The sequence below is a fragment of the Mediterraneibacter catenae genome, from assembly GCF_008691045.1.
GTDB lineage: Bacteria > Bacillota > Clostridia > Lachnospirales > Lachnospiraceae > Mediterraneibacter > Mediterraneibacter ornithocaccae.
On the sequence record NZ_VMSO01000003.1, the window covers coordinates 71,595 to 94,196 of the forward strand.

19 protein-coding genes and 1 riboswitch are annotated in these 22,602 nt (G+C 49.0%); of the genes, 14 read left to right on the top strand and 5 right to left on the bottom strand.

Annotation, left to right across the window (positions count from 1 at the left end; all coding sequences use genetic code 11):
* Positions 1-52 precede the first annotated feature (52 nt).
* The 5 genes from FNY66_RS03610 to FNY66_RS03630 all read left to right on the top strand — a co-directional run bounded on the left by FNY66_RS03610 (position 53) and on the right by FNY66_RS03630 (position 7,186).
* Positions 53-832, top strand: coding sequence for a type III pantothenate kinase (locus FNY66_RS03610; RefSeq protein ID WP_150310326.1), 780 nt, complete (start codon positions 53-55; stop codon positions 830-832).
* A 5-nt stretch (positions 833-837) separates the two neighbouring features.
* Positions 838-1,797, top strand: a complete 960-nt coding sequence (gene dusB, locus FNY66_RS03615) for a tRNA dihydrouridine synthase DusB (RefSeq protein ID WP_150310327.1) — start codon at positions 838-840, stop codon at positions 1,795-1,797.
* Positions 1,798-1,920: 123 nt separating this feature from the next.
* The gene (gene greA, locus FNY66_RS03620; RefSeq protein WP_150310328.1) at positions 1,921-2,406 is read left to right on the top strand and encodes a transcription elongation factor GreA; all 486 of its coding nucleotides are present in this window, start codon (positions 1,921-1,923) and stop codon (positions 2,404-2,406) included.
* A gap of 79 nt (positions 2,407-2,485) precedes the next feature.
* Complete coding sequence (lysS, locus tag FNY66_RS03625) at positions 2,486-4,405, top strand: lysine--tRNA ligase (RefSeq protein ID WP_150310329.1); 1,920 nt, start codon at positions 2,486-2,488, stop codon at positions 4,403-4,405.
* Between the two features lie 435 nt (positions 4,406-4,840).
* Positions 4,841-7,186, top strand: a complete 2,346-nt coding sequence (locus FNY66_RS03630) for an InlB B-repeat-containing protein (RefSeq protein ID WP_150310330.1) — start codon at positions 4,841-4,843, stop codon at positions 7,184-7,186.
* 49 nt (positions 7,187-7,235) lie between these two features.
* Here the strand turns inward: FNY66_RS03630 and FNY66_RS03635 are convergent, their stop codons facing one another.
* Genes FNY66_RS03635 through FNY66_RS03645 form a run of 3 tightly spaced genes read right to left on the bottom strand, consistent with a single transcriptional unit; the run spans position 7,236 to position 8,885 of the window.
* The gene (locus tag FNY66_RS03635; protein WP_150310331.1) at positions 7,236-8,054 is read right to left on the bottom strand and encodes an anti-sigma-I factor RsgI family protein; all 819 of its coding nucleotides are present in this window, start codon (positions 8,052-8,054) and stop codon (positions 7,236-7,238) included.
* On the bottom strand, positions 8,047-8,532 hold the full coding sequence (locus FNY66_RS03640; RefSeq protein WP_150310332.1) for an RNA polymerase sigma factor: 486 nt from the start codon (positions 8,530-8,532) through the stop codon (positions 8,047-8,049). The genes FNY66_RS03635 and FNY66_RS03640 overlap by 8 nt, the downstream gene beginning before the upstream one ends.
* A gap of 20 nt (positions 8,533-8,552) precedes the next feature.
* The gene (locus FNY66_RS03645; protein ID WP_150310333.1) at positions 8,553-8,885 is read right to left on the bottom strand and encodes a hypothetical protein; all 333 of its coding nucleotides are present in this window, start codon (positions 8,883-8,885) and stop codon (positions 8,553-8,555) included.
* Positions 8,886-9,088: 203 nt separating this feature from the next.
* On the opposite strand from FNY66_RS03645, the gene FNY66_RS03650 reads away from it, so the two are divergent.
* The 4 genes from FNY66_RS03650 (at position 9,089) to FNY66_RS03665 (ending at position 13,680) form a co-directional block, all read left to right on the top strand.
* Complete coding sequence (locus FNY66_RS03650; protein WP_087151199.1) at positions 9,089-9,763, top strand: response regulator transcription factor; 675 nt, start codon at positions 9,089-9,091, stop codon at positions 9,761-9,763.
* The gene (locus FNY66_RS03655; protein WP_190324767.1) at positions 9,760-11,523 is read left to right on the top strand and encodes a sensor histidine kinase; all 1,764 of its coding nucleotides are present in this window, start codon (positions 9,760-9,762) and stop codon (positions 11,521-11,523) included. Before FNY66_RS03650 ends, FNY66_RS03655 begins: the two co-directional genes overlap by 4 nt.
* Positions 11,524-11,627: 104 nt before the next feature.
* Entirely contained in the window at positions 11,628-12,101 is a 474-nt protein-coding gene (locus FNY66_RS03660) for a flavodoxin (protein ID WP_087151197.1), read from the top strand.
* A 94-nt stretch (positions 12,102-12,195) separates the two neighbouring features.
* Entirely contained in the window at positions 12,196-13,680 is a 1,485-nt protein-coding gene (locus FNY66_RS03665) for an AAA family ATPase (protein ID WP_087151196.1), read from the top strand.
* A gap of 13 nt (positions 13,681-13,693) precedes the next feature.
* On the opposite strand, the gene lon is transcribed toward FNY66_RS03665, so the two are convergent.
* The gene (gene lon, locus FNY66_RS03670) at positions 13,694-15,994 is read right to left on the bottom strand and encodes an endopeptidase La (protein ID WP_150310335.1); all 2,301 of its coding nucleotides are present in this window, start codon (positions 15,992-15,994) and stop codon (positions 13,694-13,696) included.
* A gap of 309 nt (positions 15,995-16,303) precedes the next feature.
* On the opposite strand from lon, the gene FNY66_RS03675 reads away from it, so the two are divergent.
* The 5 genes from FNY66_RS03675 (at position 16,304) to FNY66_RS03695 (ending at position 21,959) form a co-directional block, all read left to right on the top strand.
* Positions 16,304-16,831 carry a zinc ribbon domain-containing protein gene (locus tag FNY66_RS03675; protein WP_150310336.1) on the top strand — a complete coding sequence of 176 codons (528 nt, stop codon included), beginning with the start codon at positions 16,304-16,306 and terminating at the stop codon, positions 16,829-16,831.
* Positions 16,831-17,523 (top strand): serine/threonine protein kinase, encoded by a 693-nt coding sequence (locus tag FNY66_RS03680; RefSeq protein ID WP_087151194.1) that lies wholly within the window; start codon positions 16,831-16,833, stop codon positions 17,521-17,523. Before FNY66_RS03675 ends, FNY66_RS03680 begins: the two co-directional genes overlap by 1 nt.
* Positions 17,524-17,639: 116 nt before the next feature.
* Positions 17,640-18,650: a uroporphyrinogen decarboxylase family protein gene (locus FNY66_RS03685; RefSeq protein WP_087151193.1), complete on the top strand. Its 1,011-nt coding sequence runs from the start codon at positions 17,640-17,642 to the stop codon at positions 18,648-18,650.
* 148 nt (positions 18,651-18,798) lie between these two features.
* Positions 18,799-19,446, top strand: coding sequence for a corrinoid protein (locus FNY66_RS03690; protein WP_150310338.1), 648 nt, complete (start codon positions 18,799-18,801; stop codon positions 19,444-19,446).
* Positions 19,427-19,607, top strand: a riboswitch (cobalamin riboswitch). It overlaps the preceding gene by 20 nt.
* A gap of 186 nt (positions 19,608-19,793) precedes the next feature.
* Positions 19,794-21,959 (top strand): ASKHA domain-containing protein, encoded by a 2,166-nt coding sequence (locus FNY66_RS03695; RefSeq protein WP_229409441.1) that lies wholly within the window; start codon positions 19,794-19,796, stop codon positions 21,957-21,959.
* Positions 21,960-21,982: 23 nt separating this feature from the next.
* Here FNY66_RS03695 and FNY66_RS03700 read toward each other — a convergent pair whose 3' ends face one another.
* Positions 21,983-22,492 (bottom strand): hypothetical protein, encoded by a 510-nt coding sequence (locus tag FNY66_RS03700; RefSeq protein WP_150310339.1) that lies wholly within the window; start codon positions 22,490-22,492, stop codon positions 21,983-21,985.
* Positions 22,493-22,602 lie beyond the last annotated feature (110 nt).

Consider the following 22,602-nt stretch of genomic DNA (forward strand, 5'->3'; position numbering starts at 1 on the left):
CGAGAGATACTTGTTAATATAAGGAAAACAAATAATACGGGGAGGAAAGCCTATGCTGCTTACGATCGATGTGGGAAATACAAATATAACAATGGGAGTGTTCGAGGAAGAGCTCCTGTTCGGCATGTTCCGCATGACGACAAAACGTCCGCGTACATCTGATGAATATGGAATGACGATCTGCGGCATACTGGAACACAGATCCATTGCTCCGAAAGAGATTAAAGCTGTTATCATCGCATCGGTCGTACCTGATATCATGCATTCCCTGACGAGCGGGATTATCAAATATCTGCACACGACGCCCCTGATCGCGTCTGCGGATTCTGATACGGGCATCCTCGTGAATACGGATAATCCATCCAGGACAGGCCCTGACCGGATCGTCAATGCGGTGGCCGGATATGCTATCTCAAAAGGACCGGCCATTGTGATTGATTTCGGCACGGCGACTACGTATGACCTGATCGGACCGGACGGTACACTGGAGGCGTGCATTATCGCACCGGGCATTGAGACGGCCGGACGTTCTCTGTGGGGCGGAGCGGCGATGCTGCCGGCTATACAGATCCAGATGCCGGATACAGCCCTTGCGCGGGATACTGTCACAGGAATGCAGGGCGGGCTTGTATTCGGAGCCATCGGCCAGACGGAATACATTGTGAAGCGGATGAAAGAAGAATCCGGCTATACTGACGCGTATGTGATCGCCACAGGCGGACTCGGGAAGATCGTTGCGAATGAGACGGAATGTATCAATCTGTACGATCCGCAGCTGACGCTCAACGGGCTGCGGCTGATCTATGAGAGGATGAAGGGGACTGACAAATAAGAATTATGAAACACTTAAAGATAGGAAATATAGAACTTGAAAACCGATATATTCTCGGCCCCATGGCAGGTGTGACTGACCTGCCATTTCGTCTGCTCTGCCGTGAGCAGGGGGCAGGTCTGCTCTGTATGGAGATGGTGAGCGCAAAGGCGATCTATTATAACAATAGAAATACAGAGAGCCTGCTTGAGATTCATCCGGATGAAAAGCCGGTCTCCCTTCAGTTCTTCGGCTCAGACCCGAAGATCATGAGCGAGATGGCGAAACGGATCGAGGAGCGCCCGTTCGCAATCCTGGATATCAACATGGGGTGTCCGGTGCCGAAAGTTGTCAAAAACGGCGAGGGATCTGCGCTCATGAAGAATCCGAAACTGGTCTATGAGATCGTCAGTGCTATCGTAAAAGCAATCGACAAGCCGGTGACAGTGAAGATCCGGAAAGGCTTTGACGACGACCATGTAAATGCGGTGGAGATCGCAAAGATCATAGAAGAAGCCGGAGCGGCAGCCGTGGCGGTCCATGGCCGGACGAGAGAACAGTATTACAGCGGAAAGGCGGACTGGGACATCATCCGTCAGGTGAAAGAGGCGGTATCGATCCCCGTTATCGGAAATGGCGATGTCACAAGCCCTCAGAAAGCGGACGAACTGGTGAAGCAGACCGGATGCGACGGCATCATGATCGCAAGGGGAGCTCAGGGCAATCCGTGGATATTCTCTGAGATGATACATTGGGAAGAGACAGGCGAACTCCCGCCGAGACCGGACAAGGATGAAGTGCGGAAAATGATGCTCAGACATGCGCGCCTGCAGCTGGAGTACAAGGGGGAGTTTTCCGGTATCCGGGAGATGAGAAAACATGTGGCCTGGTACACAAAAGGGCTGAAAGGAGCGGCACGTCTCAGGGAGAAAGTGAACGCGGTAGAGAGCCTGGAAGAACTGGAAAATCTCTTGACATCATTATAGAGTTTGGTTATAATATTGAAATTGCGAAATAGACTTAAATGACAGTGTTGCAGGATATGCGGTCCTGTATGAAAGACATCAAAATAGAAAGAAACTTAAGGAAACAGAAAGGAAGCGTAACCAATGGCAGAGGCAAAGAAAAGATTACTTACTTATGCCGGATTAAAGGCACTTGAGGATGAACTTGAAGACCTTAAAGTGGTGAAGAGAAAAGAAGTTGCAGCTAAGATCAAAGAAGCGAGAGAGCAGGGCGACCTCTCCGAGAACGCAGAGTATGATGCTGCAAAGGACGAGCAGAGAGATATCGAAGCCCGTATTGAGGAGCTTGAAGGAATCCTGAAAAATGCAGAGGTAGTCGTTGAAGATGAAGTTGACTTTGACAAGATCAATGTGGGATGTACGGTAAAAGTATTTGACATCACATATGACGAGGAGATGGAGTTCAAGATCGTCGGATCTACAGAGGCGAACAGTCTTGAAGGAAAGATTTCCAACGAGTCGCCGGTAGGCCAGGCACTCATGGGAAAGAAAGTCGGTGAGACAGTAAATGTAGAGACACAGGCCGGGGAGATCCAGTATAAAGTACTTGAGATCAGCCGTTCAAAGTAAACATATGACATGACACAGACCTCTTAATACGCAGATGATTAAGAGGTCTGAGTTCGCGTGTAAGGAAGGAGAAAAGACATTGGCACAGCAGCAGAAAAACGGACAGGAACCAGATCTGAACCAGTTAAGAAAGGTGCGCCGCGAGAAACTCGCGGAGCTGCAGCAGAACGGAAAAGATCCGTTTGTTATCACCAAATACGACCAGACACATCACAGTCAGGAAATCAAAGACAGTTTTGATGAACTTGAGGGCAAGACAGTATCCATCGCAGGACGCATGATGTCCAAGCGTGTAATGGGTAAAGCATCTTTCTGTAATGTGCAGGATCTTAAAGGAAATATTCAGTCCTATGTGGCACGTGACAGTGTCGGAGAGGAAAACTACAAAGAGTTTAAGAAGCTGGATGTAGGCGACGTGATCGGTATCGAGGGTGAAGTCTTCAAGACGAAGACGGGCGAGATGTCCATCCACGCATCCCATGTGACGCTCCTCTCCAAGAGTCTCCAGATTCTTCCGGAGAAGTTCCACGGACTGACGAATACAGACACACGTTACCGTCAGAGATATGTGGATCTTATCATGAATCCGGAAGTGAAGGATACATTTATCAAACGGTCCAGAATCATAAGCGCGATCCGTAAGTATCTGGATGGACAGGGCTTCATGGAAGTTGAGACTCCGATGCTCGTGGCTAATGCCGGCGGCGCTGCTGCGAGACCTTTTGAGACACATTTCAATGCACTGAACGAAGATCTGAAGCTTCGCATTTCTCTTGAGCTTTATCTTAAGAGACTGATCGTGGGCGGACTTGAGAAAGTGTATGAGATCGGCCGTGTGTTCAGAAATGAAGGTCTTGACACAAGACACAATCCGGAGTTCACACTGATGGAACTCTATCAGGCATATACAGATTACAACGGAATGATGGATCTGACAGAGAACCTGTACCGTCACGTGGCACAGGAAGTGCTTGGAACGACAAAGATCGTTTATAATGGCATCGAGATGGATCTCGGCAAACCGTTCGAGCGCATCACGATGGTAGACGCCGTAAAGAAATACGCAGGCGTAGACTGGAATGAAGTAGAAACTCTGGAGCAGGCAAGAGAGATTGCGAAAGAGCACAATATCGAGTTCGAGGAGAGACATAAGAAGGGCGATATCCTGAACCTATTCTTCGAGGAGTATGTAGAGGAGCATCTGGTACAGCCGACATTCGTTATGGATCATCCGATCGAGATCTCCCCGCTCACAAAGAAGAAACCGGAGAATCCGGACTATGTAGAGCGTTTCGAGTTCTTCATGAACGGCTGGGAGATGGCCAACGCTTACTCCGAGCTCAATGATCCGATCGATCAGAGAGAGCGCTTCAAAGCACAGGAAGAACAGCTCGCACAGGGCGATGAGGAAGCTAACACGACAGATGAAGACTTCCTGAACGCTCTGGAGATTGGTATGCCGCCGACAGGTGGTATCGGATTTGGCATCGACAGAATGTGCATGCTGCTCACAGACAGCGCGGCAATCAGGGACGTGCTGCTGTTCCCCACAATGAAGAGCATCGGCGGAGCCGAAGGTAAGAAAACGGACAAGAAAGAGGAGTTCGAGCCGGCTGTGAAGATCGATCTTTCCAAGGTGAAAGTCGAGCCGCTGTTCGAGGATGCCGTTGATTTTGACACCTTCAGCAAGTCCGATTTCCGGGTTGTAAAGGTGGAAGCATGCGAGGCAGTTCCGAAGAGTAAGAAGCTCCTGAAGTTCACACTGAACGACGGAACAGACCGGAAACGCACGATTTTAAGCGGAATTCACGAGTATTACGAGCCGGAAGAGCTGGTCGGAAAGACCTGTGTGGCGATCACAAATCTGCCGCCGAGGAAGATGATGGGTATCGACTCCGAGGGTATGCTGATCAGTGCAGTACATGAGTACGACGGGCAGGAAGCATTGAATCTGCTGATGCTGGATGATAGTATTCCGGCAGGAGCGAAGCTCTACTAAGGATAAGAAATGACCCTCAGATTTGACAGCAAAAATTCATTTTGACAACAATTTGACAACAAAAACCAAAGCGAATACGAATTATTATGACGTATTGTAAGAAGTTGTCGCTCGTCCATTTCAGGCAAAACAGATTGCTTAGGGCACTTTTTGAAAGATGAACTTTCAAAAAGTGCCTTTTTTGATGCAGTCAAAAAACATCAGTGGTGGTCAGGATCAAGAATGGAGAATCAAAAGTTTGAAACAAAGGATTAAGATAGATCTTTCTACAGATGATGTCATTACACCTTCAGCAATCCGTTACAGTTATCGTCTATACAAGAACTGTCATACGAAAAGTATGCAGTCGATGATGGAAAATATTACACATATGTTTCCTTTATCTGTAATGCTATAATGCGAAAGACAATAAAAACAGCAGGAGGAAATTAGTGTATGAAAAGAAGATGGACAGGCTTTCTGGCCGCAGTTGTGATACTTGTAAGTTCATGCCTGCCCGCATTAAGTACAATAGCCGCAGAAAAAGAAGAAACAGCATCCCGGGCAGCCGCGTATACTGCGGGGATGGAGCGTAAACAGGCAGACTACACTGTGATCTATACCGCAAGAGACGGGGAGAACGAAACAGTTCTGGCAAAGGAGATATTCCGGGCTCCTGTGGGAGAGACAGTAAACATACAGCATAAAGATTTTAAAAATTACGCAAGAGAAGCAGGACAGGATATGACGATACTCGTCACTGCGGACGGCAGGGCGGTAAAGAAAGTCTATTATACAAGGTTATTTTATGACCGTATCGTATTCCGCACGGAAGGTACATATATTTCTCCTATATATGGATGGGCAGGCCGGGATATAAGCGACGATATTGCAAAAATTAAAGATCCTGTCTGGCCGGGATATGTTTTCCGGGGATGGGACAGGGAAATTCCGTCTGTTATGCCGGAGGGGGAATACGTGGTAAATGCGCTGTGGGAGCCGGGAGAGAGCCGGTATACTGTCCTGCGCTGGATGGAGAATGCGGAGGATGAGGGGTATACGCTTCTGGGAGATACGGAAGTCAGGACAGCGCAGACCGGCACTGTGGTCACGGCTTCGCAGGCAGATATAGACAGAGCGGGAATAATGGCAGACTGGTTCCCTGATTCGGATTACTATAAGGATTACTATGGGTTCGATTATGCCAGGTGCGAAGATGTAGAGGTGACGGCAGATGGAAGGGCGGTGCTGAATCTTTATTATGACAGAGAAATATGGACAATTAATCTGCATGAAGAAGCAGCGCATGAGTCTGAGGCAAGTGACTCTCTCGTGCCAAATGATGATATCTGGTATACGGCTCAGGGAAAATACGGCGCCCCGCTTCCGGATGATTTCCCGACCATGGAGGAAATGGAAGCATACTATATGGGAAAAACACAGTTTCAGGATGTACAGTTCTTAGGCGTCCGGGACGAGTTCGAGGCGGTCAGCAGGCATCTGGATACATTTTATTTTCAGGATCTTGCTGTGGGAAACCATACATTTGATGCTTATCCATGGCTGGAGCGGGATTCGTATCCTGTTTATGTGACATATCTGAAGGAATCTGCGGATGGAAGATTCCGCAAGGTGCGTGTGGAAAGCGCTCAGGTTGATAAAAATCCGGCGGTGTATGGCGCGGAGATTACTGTTCTGCATCCCAAAGGACTGACGTGTGAGGGAGGCTGGTACACGACTGGTAATTCTGTTGAGGAGTGTGAACAGAAAGAGAAGATACCGATCAGTGACGGGCAGATTCTTTCGGACGGAAAATGTGTTTTCCGAAATGTAGGGTCACACCTGTTCGTTTATCTGAAGCGTGATACTTTCACATTGAATTATATAGACGGAAGAAATGACGGAGAAAGTGTTATCTACAGAAAGGAAAAAGTGACATACAGAGATAAGGTAAGCCTGGAGTATAGGCCGGAGCAGGGAGAAGAACATTCAGGAGACCGGTTCGCGGGATGGTATCTCAGCCCCGCACTGACAGATTCAGGCAATCCACTTACTGTATTGCGGATACCGGCTCAGGATGTAAATGTATATGCCGGCTGGTATCCGGCAGAGTGGTCTGTCAGATTTGAGGTTCAAGGAGAGGTGGAAGTGCCGGGGGAGCAGATAGTTCTGGATGGTACTCTTGCGGAAATACCACAGGAACCTGAGAGAGAGGGACACATTTTTCTGGGATGGTTCTCCGATCCGGGCGAAACTGATGTACGACAGGCATGGGATTTTTGGCGGCCGGTGGAAAGTGATATAACTCTCTACGCCGGCTGGCATCCCGTAGGAGATACAGTATATACTGTACGGCATGTGATTGAAGGAGAGAGCGACCCATTTTATGAAGCGGCGGGTACAGGCAAAAGTGGAGATATTATTTTTGTCAGGCCTCTCTACATATCAGATGAGGGATATCCGTCAGATCAATATCTGGAAACCGAATCTGTGGGAAAGAAAATCACGCTGAAACAGAATGAAGACAATATAATTACATTCACATATAAAAAGACAGATGCTGAGGGAGAAGAAACTCTGCCGGATTCCGGCCGGGAAGAACTGGATTCGGATACCACAGATAAAGGAGCAAAGCCGGGCAGCGGAGACGCGGGGGATATGCCGGATACGGGAGACGACGATATAATACCGGATACCGGTAACCGGGCATATCCGCACCGGGTGATCCTGACTATGGCAGCAGCCCTGTGTCTGGCTGCAGGAATGGCGCTTTGGAGAAAAAGTATATCCGGCTCTCTATGAAATCAATCCTGTAGTGCCCATGTATAGAATGTGAAGAAGAGGAAACCTGTTATTCGGTTTCCTCTTCTTCACGTTCCCTGTGGTGCTGTCTGTCCTGACCGTGTTCCCTGTCGGTATGGCCGTCTGTTTTACAGTCTGTGCCGGATGTCTCTGTTGCAGATTCGGTTCCATCTGATTCAGTATCAGCATTCCCGGTTTCCTGATCTTCATAAGAATCAATCAGATCATAGAGCTCCCTCATGGTCAGGCTGCGGACGTCATCCAGGGATATGGAAGGAGCGAGATCGTGCAGAATCAGATAAGCGCGGTACTTGCCAAAGGATACGCCTGCGTCATGGGCTTCGTGCATCTCTTCTGTATCACCGGAGTGGCACCGGATGTTTTCATGACCGGCGGCACAGTTCTCTACAGAGTCAAGTATTTCGCTGTACTGTGTCTCATCGTCTCCTGCTACAGTGAGCGACATCAGCGCATCTCCAGACAGATAGTCTTCAATACTGCGCATGGATAAAATTTCGGCCAGTGCATCGTTATAATTCATAAATGTAATATTCAGAGATTCAGCCAGATTATCTCCGTCTTCGTTATAGCCTTCTACTGAGATGATACGGTCAAAACGGTTGATACCCAGTTCCAGCGAAGGATTGATGTCGATACTGATATAAGCAGTCGGAGTCATGAAGATCCACGATCCGCCGATGAAAAACAGAAGAACCAGTCCTGCAGCTATAGATACGGCATGCCGGAATACGGGATGGGGGGCTGCTTTGCGGCTATAGATTTTCTCTGAAAGGTATTCTTTTGTATGGACCTTGAGCGCCTCCTCCGCATGAATCTGGTCAAAGGCAGCTTTCCATTTATCATTCATTATCAACCACCCCTTCCAGTTGTTTCTTCAGGATTTGCCTGGCGCGTGTCAGAAGTGTATATACGGTATTTACTTTCTTTTTAAGGATACTGCTTATCTCGGCTGCCGAGTAACCTTCATAATAATAAAGGTAAATCACATCCTTGTATTTTTCGGGCAGTGAGAGGACTGCTTCAATCAAATCAGAGTGAGCCGTATCCGGAGCCGAAGGAGTTTCGATCAGATGCTCAAGCGGAATAGTTCTGGAGCGGAACACATTCTTTAGAAAGTCTTTGCAGGCATTGATCGTCACCCGGATTATCCAGGCCTTTTCATGCTCCGGGCTGTCGAAAGGAGCAGTATGGAGAACATATTTCAAAAATACCGTCTGAAATATGTCCTCTGTGTCGCTGTAATTTTTAAGATGAACCATACAGATCCTGCGGACCGTATCCGCATACAGATCGATTGCCCGGCAGGCTTCTTCCTGGCTGCGCATAACTCTTTCCCCGTTTCTTATTATCTGTGACCGTAACGGTGACCTGCGTGGTGGCCGGTTCCATTACAGGAAGATCCCGATATACAGTGATATCCGTTTACGCCCTGATCAGATACTGATTCATAATTCCGGGTGCAGTAGTCACAGACTCCGTCATTATCAGTATCGGTGTATTGGTGACCGTACTCTTCACAGTAACCACATTTACAGTTTTGATTATAGACCATGTCAGCAGTTCTATCTACACTGTTCTGATATCCGGCTCGTCCGGATTGACCGAATGCAAGTGCTGTTGTACCTCCCAGTGTGATTACGAGAGCTGATACGATAACAGCGGCTGTTGATTTTTTCATATATATTCCTCCTCCTTCTATACATTAATGATATTTTTGCAGCCTTTTCAGTTTTCATAATTAATACGATTTACTCCGGGAATTTCATTCAATAAATCAAAAATTGTTTAAAATCTTTTTTGCCAATAAGATACGAAAAAGATATAATCAGCCTGTACACTTGCATTAGAAACAAAGAAATATACCGGAGAGGGGAAACGGATATGGAACTTAAGCTTTTGATCGTGGAGGATGACAGGCTTCTGGCTGAGGCAGTGAGTGATTATTTTACCGGAAAGAGCTGGGAGACAGACGTTGTGTATGACGGCGACAGCGCGGTGGAGAAGGCAGAGCGGAAATCTTATCAGATGATCCTTCTGGATGTGATGCTTCCCGGCAGGGACGGATTCTCCGTGTGCAGAAAGATCCGGGAGATGACGGAGACGCCGGTGTTCTTTATCACGGCGCGTGTGATGGAGGAGGACGAACTCAACGGTTATGCTGTAGGCGCGGATGACTACATCACCAAACCGTTCTCGCTGCCAGTGCTCTATGCGAAGGTTATGGCGATGACAGGGCGTGTGAGGGGCACCTATTTAGCGGATCTTATAGTCAAAGGCAGTGTGACAGTGAATGTGCGCACCCGGAGTGTCACTGTCCGGGGGATGGACTGCCCGCTTGCGCCGAAGGAGTATGAGATGCTTCTCCTTTTCCTCAGGAATCCGAACCGGACTTTTACAAGGGATCAGCTTCTGACTCGATTGTGGGGGTACGATTTTGAGGGAAATGAGCGCGTCGTGGACAATCATATCAAAAAGCTGAGGAAAGCTCTGGAAGGGAGCACATGCCGGATCCATACCGTGAGAAACACTGGTTACAGGATGGAGGTGTCGATATGAGAGTGGAAAAAGATAAGAAGGCAGATAAGAAACGATCAGCTTTTCGGGGCTATACAGGAGGAAAACTGAGAGCCTTCCTGATCCTTGCTTTTGCGGCTGTGTACGTGTTGAGCATGCTGCTGGCTACCTGGGTGGACCAGTTGGGAAGGCAGAAAGACTATTGGGGAAAAATTGTAAAGATTGAGCAGGGAATCTGGGATAATATGCGTTATAAAGCACAGGCAGAACGGATTTCAGCGGACGATACCGCGGAAGGAGCCGGGGATGACTGGCAGATCCACAAATTATATGAGGAAGTCACTGTTGCTGCTCTTGTAAACAGCACGGAGTATCAGCGGATCTCGGCGGCGGTTTATGACGCGGATGGCAATCTGGCTGCTAAGAGTACAAATCTGCTGACTGCGGAGGTCGAAGATGAGACCGGGACAGCCACAGTGAGCTGGCCGTTGTCAGACTACCTGTCGGATGAAGAAATAGAGACCCTGGCAGGATACGAGGGAGAGAATTATGAGCCTCATGAGTATGCGGGGGTAACGTATGAGATAAAGGCAGCTAAAACAGCTGTGGGAAACGGGCTTGGAGCCATCAGCGTGAGACGGCTCTTTTATTCCACAGAGGATGTAAAGGAAGCAGGAAATATCGGACCGGCATGGCAGTGGGAAAATATGGATCAGAAAGAAACAGATCCGGCAGACCGGGCTCAGGATTCGGTCAGGGAGAATGACAGTATATCTGATGCGGCATTGAACCGGCTCCAGAATGTAGCGTGCTATTTCCCGGGAATGGAGCAAAACAGGGGGATAGACGGATGGCATGAGTGGATGGCTGAGGAGTATCTCCAGAATTATCCGGAAACATACTCGGAACCACGTTTTCTGTATAGCAGCGGTGGCCTTGTCCGGCAGACAGAGACGTCTGCGCAACTGTTTCTTGGCGAGGACTACAACGTGCCAGACTATACGCTTGTGATCAGGTCGGTTGAGTACCCTTGGAAGGAAGCGTTTGATTCCCTGAAGAATATCTACCTTTGGGGAGGCGCCCTGACATTGCTCAGTGCCGGACTGGTGCTCTGGATCGTTGAAAAAACATTTCGCAGGAGGGCGATATTGGAAGAGCGGCAGAGAGATTTCACAAATGCGATCGCCCACGAGATGAAGACGCCTCTTGCCGTGATCCGCGGATTTGCGGAGAATCTGGAGGAGAATACAAACGAAGAGAAGAGGAAGTATTATCTGGAACAGATTATCGGGCAGACGGAGCAGATGGACGACATGGTAAAAGAGATGGTATTTATCTCCAGACTGGATTCCGGAGAGTACCGGCCGGTGAAAGAACCGGTATCTGTCAGAGAATTGATCGGGGAGCTTCATAGTACATACGATACACAGATTGAAGAAAAGCAGATCGAGGTCAGGATAAGCTGCGGGGAAGACCTTGTGATCAGCGGGGACAAAAGATTCCTTGAAAAAGCTTTCGGAAATCTGATCGCAAATGCGGTCGATCACAACCGGTATGAGGGGAAGATCAACATAGACATAGAGAAGGCTCGATGTGTGATCGAGAACACCGGGGAGAAGATATCTCCGGAGGGTCTGCCAAGGGTATGCGAGCTTTTCTATACGGGAGACAAGAGCCGCGGCGGACAGGAGAAACATCTGGGTGTCGGCCTGTATCTGGCTGACCGGATTTTCCGTGCGTACAGGATGAAGCTTAAGATTGCCAATACGGAAGACGGAGTGCAGGTGACAGTGGAAATATAACTTTCAGGCATGGGAGGGTATTCAATCTAAATATTTGCCCAATAACGATTCCAGAGCTACACTAAAGTAAAAGGCAGTATATGCCATACAGGAGGCGGAAGATTATGGGTAAAACATTAGTTGCATATTTTTCAGCGAGCGGTGTGACAGAGCGCGTGGCAAAGACTCTGGCCGCAGCGGCGGAGGCAGATCTCTACGAGATCAGACCTGCGGTACCTTATACGAGCGCGGATTTGAACTGGATGGATAAGAATTCCCGCAGTACGATTGAGATGAAAGATAAAACGTCCCGGCCAGAACTGGCGGATACAGATGCGGATATCGCTGCATATGAGAGGATATTCGTAGGATTTCCGATCTGGTGGTACACGGCGCCGACGATCGTCAATACATTTCTGGAGAGCTATGATTTTTCAGGGAAGACGATCATCCTGTTCGCAACTTCCGGAGGCAGCGGTCTTGGAAAGACGGCGAAAGATCTTGAAGGAAGCTGCCCGGGCGCTGTGATCAGAGAAGGAAAGCTCCTAAACGGAAATCCGTCTACAGAAGCTCTTAAGAAGTGGGCAGAGCAGTTCTGAGAGCTGTATTTATAGTAAAGACCTGATTGTACTCCTGACTTTTTCATGCTAAACTGGTAAGAGATTTTTATGAAAAAGTCAGGAGTATATTTTTATGCCAGTTTTTGATTTTAATAATTCACCCGAAGGATCAAAAGATCCTGTATGTACTTATAATGTATTTTATTCAAGTGAGTCTGAGGCGTCCGCGGAGCATCCGATTCTCGTGCTCGACAACAGCGCGGGGGAACTGAAGCATCATTCCACAGGTGTTTTTATAAATCCGATCAGACGGACTGCTTTTGAATTCGCGGGAGCGGACGGGACAGTCAGTGCGGATATCCTGCAGATCGATGCACGCTTTGTAAGCCTCCTCAAATGGCTCGGAGAGAATCACATTAATGTGCGGCTCTCCGGTGCGGTCCGGGAAGACGGCTATGCAGTATATAAGATCCGTGAGATAGCGTTCGGCGGCGGTGTGAAGCTCTCTGCCGAGGACGGTTTCCTGCAGTTTATGATCGAGCGCCTTCTATCGAGCGACGCTCCGTCAGAGGAGATACCGGACGAGGATGAGGAGGAAACCGGCGACAGCATGAAGCTGACCAGCATCCAGAGCATTACGGACTTTATGAACTGCGCGGGCAGGACTCTGCCAGACAATATCAGGCTTTGGGCGCGGAGAAATCTGGCGGTGGCACGTTCTCACGAAGTGTCCGCGGAGGAGCGCCGGCATGCTCAGCGGGCGCTTTCCATCATGATGAATATTCAGTGGAAGGGAAACTACTTTGAGGCGATCGATCCCGAAGAAGCGCGCAGGATACTTGACGAGGAACTGTACGGCATGGAACGGGTAAAACAGAGGATCATCGAGACGATCATCCAGATCAACCGCACACATACGCTGCCGGCATACGGACTGCTTCTGATCGGTCCGGCAGGAACCGGAAAGTCCCAGATCGCCTATGCCGTAGCGCGCATCTTAAAGTTGCCCTGGACGACGCTTGACATGAGCTCTATCAACGATCCGGAACAGCTCACCGGCAGCTCCAGAATATATGCCAACGCAAAGCCGGGTATTATCATGGATGCCTTTTCCATGGCGGGAGAGTCCAACCTTGTATTTATCATCAATGAGCTTGACAAGGCGGCAGCGGGAAAAGGAAACGGCAATCCGGCCGATGTCCTTCTGACTCTGCTTGATAATCTTGGGTTTACGGACAACTATATCGAGTGTATGATTCCGACTGTGGGTGTATATCCTATTGCGACGGCGAATGACAAAGACCAGATCAGTGCGCCGCTTATGTCCCGATTTGCCGTGATCGAGATTCCGGACTATACTCCGGAAGAGAAGAAAGTCATTTTCTCAAAATATGCACTCCCGAAAGTTCTGAAGCGGATCGGCATGAGAGAGAATGAATGTGTCCTTACGCCGGACGGGCTCGATGCAGTTATCGATCTGCACAGAGATACGAGCGGTATCCGTGATCTGGAGCAGGCGGCAGAGCACATTGCTGCGAACGCACTGTATCAGATCGAAGTCGAGCATGTGGATTCTGTGGCATTTGATGCAGAGATGGTAAGAGAACTGCTTTCGTAAAAAGCACCGGGGTTTACCCCAGTGCTTTTTTCAATACATCCGTTACTTTTTTTACCGGAATGATTTCCAGTTTTTCTTTTACTTCCTCAGCTACATCTTCCAGATCTTCCACATTATCTTCAGGGATAAACACCTTTTTAATACCTGCTCTCTGTGCTGCCATAAGTTTCTCGGGCAGGCCGCCGATCGGCATGACGCCGCCCCGCAGGGAGACTTCACCGGTCATGGCGATGTCGGTATCAACAGCCTTGCCTGTGACGAGAGAGGCGAGAGCTGTGGTGAGAGTGATCCCGGCGGAGGGGCCGTCTTTTGGCACGGCGCCTGCGGGAACGTGGATATGCAGGTCATGATTTTCAAATACTTTACATTCCTTCGGGTAAAGTGATTTTACAAGGCTGAGGGCGATCTGGACGGATTCTTTCATCACATCGCCGAGCTGCCCGGTGATCGTAAGCTTCCCTTTCCCTTCTGTCAGCTTTGTCTCTATGAAGAGGATCGCGCCGCCCGCGCGTGTCCAGGCCAGACCGGTCACGACGCCTGCAGTCTTTGAACTCAGTTTGCGTTCGGAGTGGATCTGCTTTCTTCCGAGGTAATCTGTCAGGCTGCTTTTTGTGACCGAGATACTGTTCTCAGCAGAAACAGCGTCAGTGCCTTCATCTCCGGAAGGCGCGTTTTTCACCAGTTCGACAGCCGCAGACCGGCAGATAGTCTCTATGCATTTCTTCAGATCCCGCACGCCTGATTCCATCGTATATTCATCTATGATCTGGCGAAGTGCACCGTCGGTGATCTTGAGCATGTTCTTTCTGATCCCCATAACTTCCATTGCCTTTGGTATCAGATGTTTTCTCGCGATATGATATTTCTCAACAGCAGTATAGCCCGGGAATGAAATGACCTCCATACGGTTCAGCAGAGGTTCCGGTATGGTGTCTGTCGTGTTGGCCGTACATACGAAGAGGACATTTGACAGGTCATAGGGAACGTTCATGTAATGGTCCGTAAATGTGTTGTTCTGCTCCGGATCAAGTACCTCGAGCAGAGCGCTTGCCGGATCGCCGCCGTAATCTTTAGCCAGTTTATCGACTTCGTCCAGTACCATGACAGGGTTGGAGGCTCCGCTCCGTTTCATTGCTTCCATGATCCGGCCGGGCATTGCCCCTACATAAGTCCTTCTGTGTCCGCGGATCTCTGCCTCATCGCGGATACCGCCCAGGCTGATGCGGACATATTCCCTGCCGAGGGCCTTTGCAATACTCTGGCCGATGCTGGTCTTGCCCGTGCCGGGGGCGCCGACGAAGAGCAGGATAGAACCGTACTGTTTCCGGTTCAGCGCCATGACCGCGAGCTGCTGGATGATACGTTCTTTGACTTTTTTAAGGCCATAGTGATCCTCGTCAAGTATCTCTTCTGCCCGTTTCAGGTCGATGGGAGTGAACTGCGGCGCTTTCCAGGAGAGGCTTGTGACAAAATCAAGATAGTCATAGAGGAGTCCGTACTCGTGGCTCTCTTTGCCTTCCTGACGCATGCGGTTCAGCACTTTATCCGCCTCACGCCGTGCCTCTTTGTTCATTCCGGACTCCTGAATCTTTTTCTCAAATTTCCTTACGTCGGATATATTCTCAGGATGCATCTCGTCCAGTTCTTTCTGGAGATAGTCGATCTGCTTCTTCAGCGCGGCTTCGCGGTAGAGCTGTTCCTGATCGCCTTTCTGAGCTTCCTGTGCTTCGGAAGAAACCCGTGCGATCTCCATGAACTCTCTGACAGCGCGGATGATCAGGCTGCACCTTTCTCTGATGGAGTCAGCAGCAAGGATCTGATATTTATCATCAGGTGTCAGGTTCAGATATTCTGAAAGAGCGGATGCCAGATCAAATATATTCTTTCTCTGAAGGATAAACCCTCTTGCCCACAGTCCCCACTGATAACCCTGCACGAATTTGAGCAGATCAGAACGAAGTTCTGCAAATGTTTTCTCCTGTTCTTCTTCCGGCATATCTTCGACGGATGGAAGGACAGAGAAGGAGGCGAGTATTTCACCGTCTTCGATTACCGGATCGGTGATTTTCACCCTGTCGACAGTGCGGATCTGAACTACGTCCTCATCGCTGATATTTTCAATCTTTGCAGAAAGTCCTACCGGATAGATGTCATCCGGCTTAAGCATGCCGTTTTCAGTGTCGTTTTTCAGCAGCGCGAATAAAATATCGGTGTCAGATTTCAAGTCATCTGATCTGCCGGCAAAAAAATCTTTCTTAAAATAATAAGTAACATCCGGCAGGAGAAGTATATTATAAATAGGTTGAATGAACATAGAAAATCCTCCTTGCAGCAGAATGAATGACATCGTTGCTAAGTTGTCAGCACTCAAATAGAGAGAGTGCTAAACTTATAATATAGAAAATTAGCATAAAAAGTGCAGATTGTCAATATCCCGAAAAAGGTCGTGAAAGCGGACGACACAAAGAAAATGATAGTTATTAGGTGATAAGATTCAGTGTTGTCTGTCAAGTGTAAAGAAAGTGTGAAAATTCTGTTATTTCCATAACCTCTATTGCCAGCATTGGTGTAATTACGATATATTCTATTTATAATCAATCAGCAGACAGGAGGATAACAGTTTATGAGCGGATTTTTTTCAGGTTCCAGCAGCAGAAGACGCTATCCGAATCCTAACATGGGAGGAAAACATTACAGGAAAAAAGGATTGTTCGGTATGATCCCGGGGATGGGAAGCTTTTCGGGTTCCGGCGGCTATAGCGGATACGGATATGTGAATCAGGGATACCCGAACCAGGGATATCCAAATCAGGGGTATTCAAACCAGGGGTATTCAAATCAGGGATATCCGAACCAGGGGTATTCAAATCAGCCGTATCCGAATCAGGGGTACAACGGCCAGGCACCGGCGAACCAGTCGGCATATCAGCAGAATCCGGCAGCAGGACAGGGAACATTTCAGCCGAACACACCGTCAGCGGCAGGACAGGCAGTATGTCCGAACTGCGGAGCATCCGTTCCGGCAGGATCCAAGTTCTGCCTGTCATGCGGGGAGAAGATGGTTTCGAATGCTGCATTTTGCCCCAACTGCGGCAGGCCGCTGCCTGCGGGAGCAAAGTTCTGCTCTGAGTGCGGAAGTAAAGTACAGTGATGTGTTCTGTAAAAACAGGAAAAAAGATCGGAGACTACACCGTAGCGTCCTGCATTGGGAAAGGGCGCTACGGTGTATGCTTTCTTGCCCTTGATCCCGACGGAAAGAAAGTGATCCTCAAAAAATTTCGCGCGCGCATGTGGAAAAAGAATAAAAATGCGAACCATTACGAGGCGGTGATCCTGTCAGGGCTGGAGCATCCTGCAGTACCGGAGCTGCTGGGAGTGATAAATAACCGGCAGGGATACTATTTTGTTCTTGAATATAAAGAAGGTCTGACGCTGGAGCAGTGGCTGTTTGACAGGAAGAAGATATTTACCTCCGGAGAAATATACCGGATAGGTTCGCAGATGTTTGAAGTGCTGGAGTATCTCCATGGGCGGAATGTCGTGCACGGCGATATCAGTGTCGCAAATGTGACCGACGACGGAGAGAAGATATCTCTGCTGGATTTCGGACTTGCCCGATATGCGGACGGGGAGAATATCAGATTCAGCCTGGATTATGCGCGCGCCGCAAATGTGATCCTGTATCTGCTGTACTCCGGATATGACGGGAAAGGCAGCCGGCCGTGGCATGAGGAGCTGCCGCTTACCGGAGAGCAGAGAGAGTTCCTGAAGAAGCTGCTGGAACCGGAGGAACAATTCAGGGATACGGGAACAGTGAGACATGAATTTGAAAAAATATTTTAAGGAAACAGAAACGGATATCTTTAATAAATACAAAAATAGTAAAAGAATTGCCAGATTGATCTTAAATAATTGCTATAATTCCCATTAGAGACGAAACGTAGCAGGAGGAATCAATCATGAAATTTGATATGAAACAGTGGGCAGCAGAGTATATCAGTTCTTCGACGAAAAAGGCAATGCCGATCCTGTCATTCCCGGGGGTGCAGCTGACAGGACATACTGTAGATGAGATGGTACGTGACGGACATCTTCAGGCAGTATGTATGAAAGCAATCGCAGACAAGTTTGATACAGGCGCGGCGTTCAGCCTTATGGATCTTTCTGTTGAAGCTGAGGCTTTCGGAAGCCCGGTACATTACAGCGAGGATGAGGTGCCGACAGTTACAGCGGCGCTCGTACATGACGAGGATGAGGCGGAAGCACTGAAAGTTCCGGAAGTAGGGGCAGGACGTACCGGAGAGTGCGTAAAGGGAATCAAGGAAGTATCTGAGATGATCACAGACCGTCCGGTCCTGGCAGGTATTATCGGACCGTTCTCTCTGGCAGGAAGACTTCTTGACATGACAGAGATCATGATCATGACATATGAAGATCCTGAGGTGGTCGAGATAGTTCTGGAGAAAGCGACAGAGTTTCTGATCAAATATGCACAGGCATTTAAAGAGGCAGGAGCCAACGGAATCGCGATCGCTGAGCCGGCAGCAGGACTTCTTTCTCCGAATCTGATCAAGGAATTCTCCACTCCGTATGTAAAGAGGATTCGCGAGAGTGTGGGAGACGATAACTTTGCGGTACTGTACCATAACTGCGGCAGCGTAGTACCGCTCCTCGACAATATCCGTGAGATCAATGCAGGCGCATACAGCATTGGCAACGCTGTAGATATTGAAGAGGCCTTGAAAGCAATTCCGCAGGAGAGCATTGTGACAGGAAATATTGATCCGGCAGGAACATTCCGCAACGGAACACCGGAGCAGATGCGCAAAGAGACTCTTGAACTTCTGGAGAGATGCAGCAAATATCCGAACTTCGTTATTGGCAGCGGCTGCGATATCCCGCCGATGACTCCACTTGAGAATATTCAGGCATTCTTTGACGCGGTGAAAGAGTTCTACGAGGGAAAATAGTCAGTTATCACATAAATTCCCGGCTCGGCACGGGACTGCGGATGTTCCGCTTAATAAATACTAATTATCTGAAATAATTGCAAAAAAAATACATTGCGTTATATATAATAGGAAACATAAAAAAGAGGAAAGGAAGGTAACATCTATCATGGGACTGATTGAGGAAATCTCTGAATATCTCCAGAAAGGAAGAGCAAAAAACGTTAAGGCACTTGTACAGCAGGCGCTGGATGAGAATCTGGATCCCAAAGAGATCCTGAACGAAGGACTTCTCTCAGGTATGATGATCATCGGCGCAAAATTTAAAAACAATGAAGTATTCGTGCCGGAAGTTCTTGTTGCTGCAAGAGCGATGAATGCAGGTCTGACAGTGCTTGAGCCGAAACTGGTAGAGATCGGAAACGAGCCGGTTGGGAAAGCAGTTATCGGAACTGTTCAGGGAGACCTTCATGACATCGGTAAGAATCTGGTAGTTATGATGTTAAAAGGAGCAGGATTCGAGATCTGCGATCTGGGCGTTGACGTGGAACCGTCAGCTTACATTGACAAAGCAGAGGAAATCGGAGCAGATATTATCTGTATGTCCGCACTTCTTACGACGACTATGCCGAAGATGCAGGATTGTATCGACCTTCTCAATGAGAGAGGACTTCGCGACAAGTATATCGTGATGATCGGCGGAGCTCCGGTAAATGACAGTTTCTGCGAGCAGATCGGAGCAGATTACTATACACCGGATGCAGCGTCATGCGCTGAAGTTGCCAAGAAAGTAGTTCTGGAGAAGAAACAGGACTGATCCGCTGACTGCGGAACAAGGAAACCGGTGAGAATCCGGTACAGGCTTGCCCCTACTGTCAGCAGGGACGAAGGACGAAAGAACCATTGCCTGAAAAGGTGAGAAGGATGTCCGGAGGATGAACTGCGAGTCAGGATACTTGATAATATAGCTTTATCTTGGGCAGGAGATGAGCTATGATATAATGAATAAGGATCATGTCAGCGGAAACTCTTTTTGGTATAAAAGGAGTTTTTATTATTATCGGTTTGTTTTTGCAAATGACACGGACCGGACTGGCGTATCAGTAAAGTCTTTCGGACGCTCCAGCCGATGAACTGACATGGGAAATAGCAGGAGACGGACAGATGAAGATAACAGATTTTGATATTAAGATATCGGCAGAGAATGTCTGCGCATTCCTCGACGGGGACAAGACGGGCGACCTGTATGAGGAGATCATGGATGAACTTGAGGAGATGCTGCCGCAGGCGTATGAGAAGATCAGGCCGGTAGCGCTTCTTGAATTCGGCAGTCTGGAAGGATACAGCATAGAAGCGGACGGGAAAAAGGTGAAGGAAGCATTGTTCGGCGTCTGCAGTATCGGCAAAGAGATGGGCGAGTGGTCTACGAGCCTGTTTGCGCAGGGCGATTATCTCGGTGGAATGCTTGCGGACGCCATCGCGGACGACTATCTCTTTCAGATGGATGATGCGATTCAGGGGACGGTCGTGGCTATGTGCAGAGAGCGCGGCAGAGGAATTGCCGGAAGAGCCGAGGCGCCCCAGGATCTTCCCATGAGTATCCAGAAGAGAGCCTGGGAAGTGACGCGGGCCGGTGAAGAGGGGATCGGCATCAAAGCAAGCTTCATGTATGATCCGGTCAAGACGGTCTGCCATGTCTATCTGCTTGATGACAATACGAAGCGTTATCATCCTGAACATGACTGTAGCAAATGTAATAATCTTACCTGTAAGAGAAGAAACCTTCCGTCCGTACAGATAAAGGTTGTGAAAGGGAATCAGGAAACTGTCATAAAAGGCAGGAAGAAGGATTCTCTCCTGAAGACGCTGCAGGAACATGACATTTTCATCCCGGCTATGTGCGGCGGGCGAGGTACATGCGGTAAATGCAGCGTGCGTTTTATAAAAGGATGCGTGGAGCCCTCGGAGGAGGACAGACGGTTCTTCCCGGGAGACAAACTGAAAGACGGATACCGGCTTGCATGCAAAGCATATCCCGGCCGGGCGTGCACAGTTGTCGTAGATGAGCGGGAAAGCAGCGGGTTCTTCGTTCTCACCGATGAGGGGACTGAGGAAGAGCAGAGCTCTGGCAAAGCTGAGTTTTATTCCTACGGTATAGCGGTGGATATCGGAACAACAACGATCGCCATGCAGCTTCTTGAACTGCCGGAAGGCAGGCCGGCTGATGTGTTTACAGATATCAACAGGCAGAGGGCGTACGGCGCGGACGTGATCAGCAGGATAGAGGCATCCAATGCAGGGCAGAAGGAAGAACTCAGGAAGAGTATCTGTGAGCAGCTTCTGACAGGACTGCTCAGGCTTACAGAAGGCAGGGATAAACAGGTCAGCCGCATGGTGATCGGCGGAAATTCCACAATGATTCATCTTCTCATGGGTTATTCCTGTGAAACACTCGGAGTGTATCCGTTTACACCGGTGGACATCTCGCTCACCCATACAACGAGCAGAGAACTTCTCGGGACACAGGAGCAGGATTTTGATATTATGATCTGTCCGGGCGTATCCACCTATGTGGGCGGAGATATCACGGCCGGGATGTATGCTCTGGATTTCGATAAGAGAGAGAAGCCGTGCGTTCTGGTGGATCTCGGTACTAACGGCGAGATGGCGATCGGGTGTAAGGACCGCATTCTGGTGACATCGACAGCCGCGGGTCCGGCCTTTGAGGGCGGAAATATCGTATGCGGTACCGGAAGTATCCCGGGTGCGATCTGCAAGATCGAGCTTGACGGAGAAAACGTAAAACTGGAGACGATCTGCAATGAAGAGCCGCGGGGAATCTGTGGAACGGGAGTCATTGATGCCGTGTATGAGCTTAAGAAAGAGGAGATCATGGACGAGACCGGACTGATGGATGATCCGTACTTTGAGGACGGCCTTCTCCTGTCAGAAAAGAACGGCGGTATCCGGTTCTATCAGAAAGATGTGAGAGAACTGCAGCTTGCCAAGTCAGCTGTGCGTGCAGGTCTGGAGACGCTGATCTCGAAATACGGCGTTGGTTACGAAGACATAGATCATATCTATATCGCCGGAGGATTCGGTTATCAGATGGATGTGCGCAAAGCGGCGGATATCGGCCTTCTGCCGGGAGAGTGTCTGGACAAGATCTCGGCGGCGGGAAATACCTGCCTGAAAGGAACGGTGAAGGCTCTGACAGATAATGATGTGGAAGAACGGCTGCGCTCTCTGGCTGATATGTCGAAGGAAGTACAGCTTTCCAACGATAAAGAATTTCAGGAATTCTATATGGAATATATGTACTTTGAATAAAATGAAGTCAAAAACAGGGAAAGTCAGAAGGCTTTCCCTGTTTTAGTTACTGTGATATATTCTGCAAGAAAGAGCATGCTTCCGTCAACGGGAGCTTCCTGCTTATTCTGTGAGAAAGAAGTGGAAAACGGCGGCTTGCCTCCTTTTTGAATAAGGAGCTCTTCCGCAGTTTTCTCGATCTGTTCCCTGGCATATGCCATGCTTTCGTCATAATCAGAGAAGACGGCAGAAGTTTCCTGTGTGATGACACGGAAATTCTCAGCAGACACCGGATCCGGACGGATCTGTGCGGTGACACTGGCGGAGACATTTCCAACAACGGCGCCGACGGCATTTGCGACAGAGGCGTGCTCCGGAATGACCGCGCGGGTGTGGAGCATGCGCGCTACCGGTTCCAGGAAGAGATGGACCGGAGCACCGATACCAATCAGGACAGCATCGGAGAAGAAACCGGCGGAGAAGAAATCCGTCTTGCCTTCCAGAGCGCTCTGGAAGCTCTTCTCGATCAGGGCGTTGATCTGTGCGTCGGGCATGTTGCCGCGGAACAGGTTGTATTCTGTATCCAGCAGGATGCGCTGCGGTCGTATTCGGAAAAGTCTCCTTTTATGTGCATGATATCTGTGGGAGTGATGCCGGAGCGGAG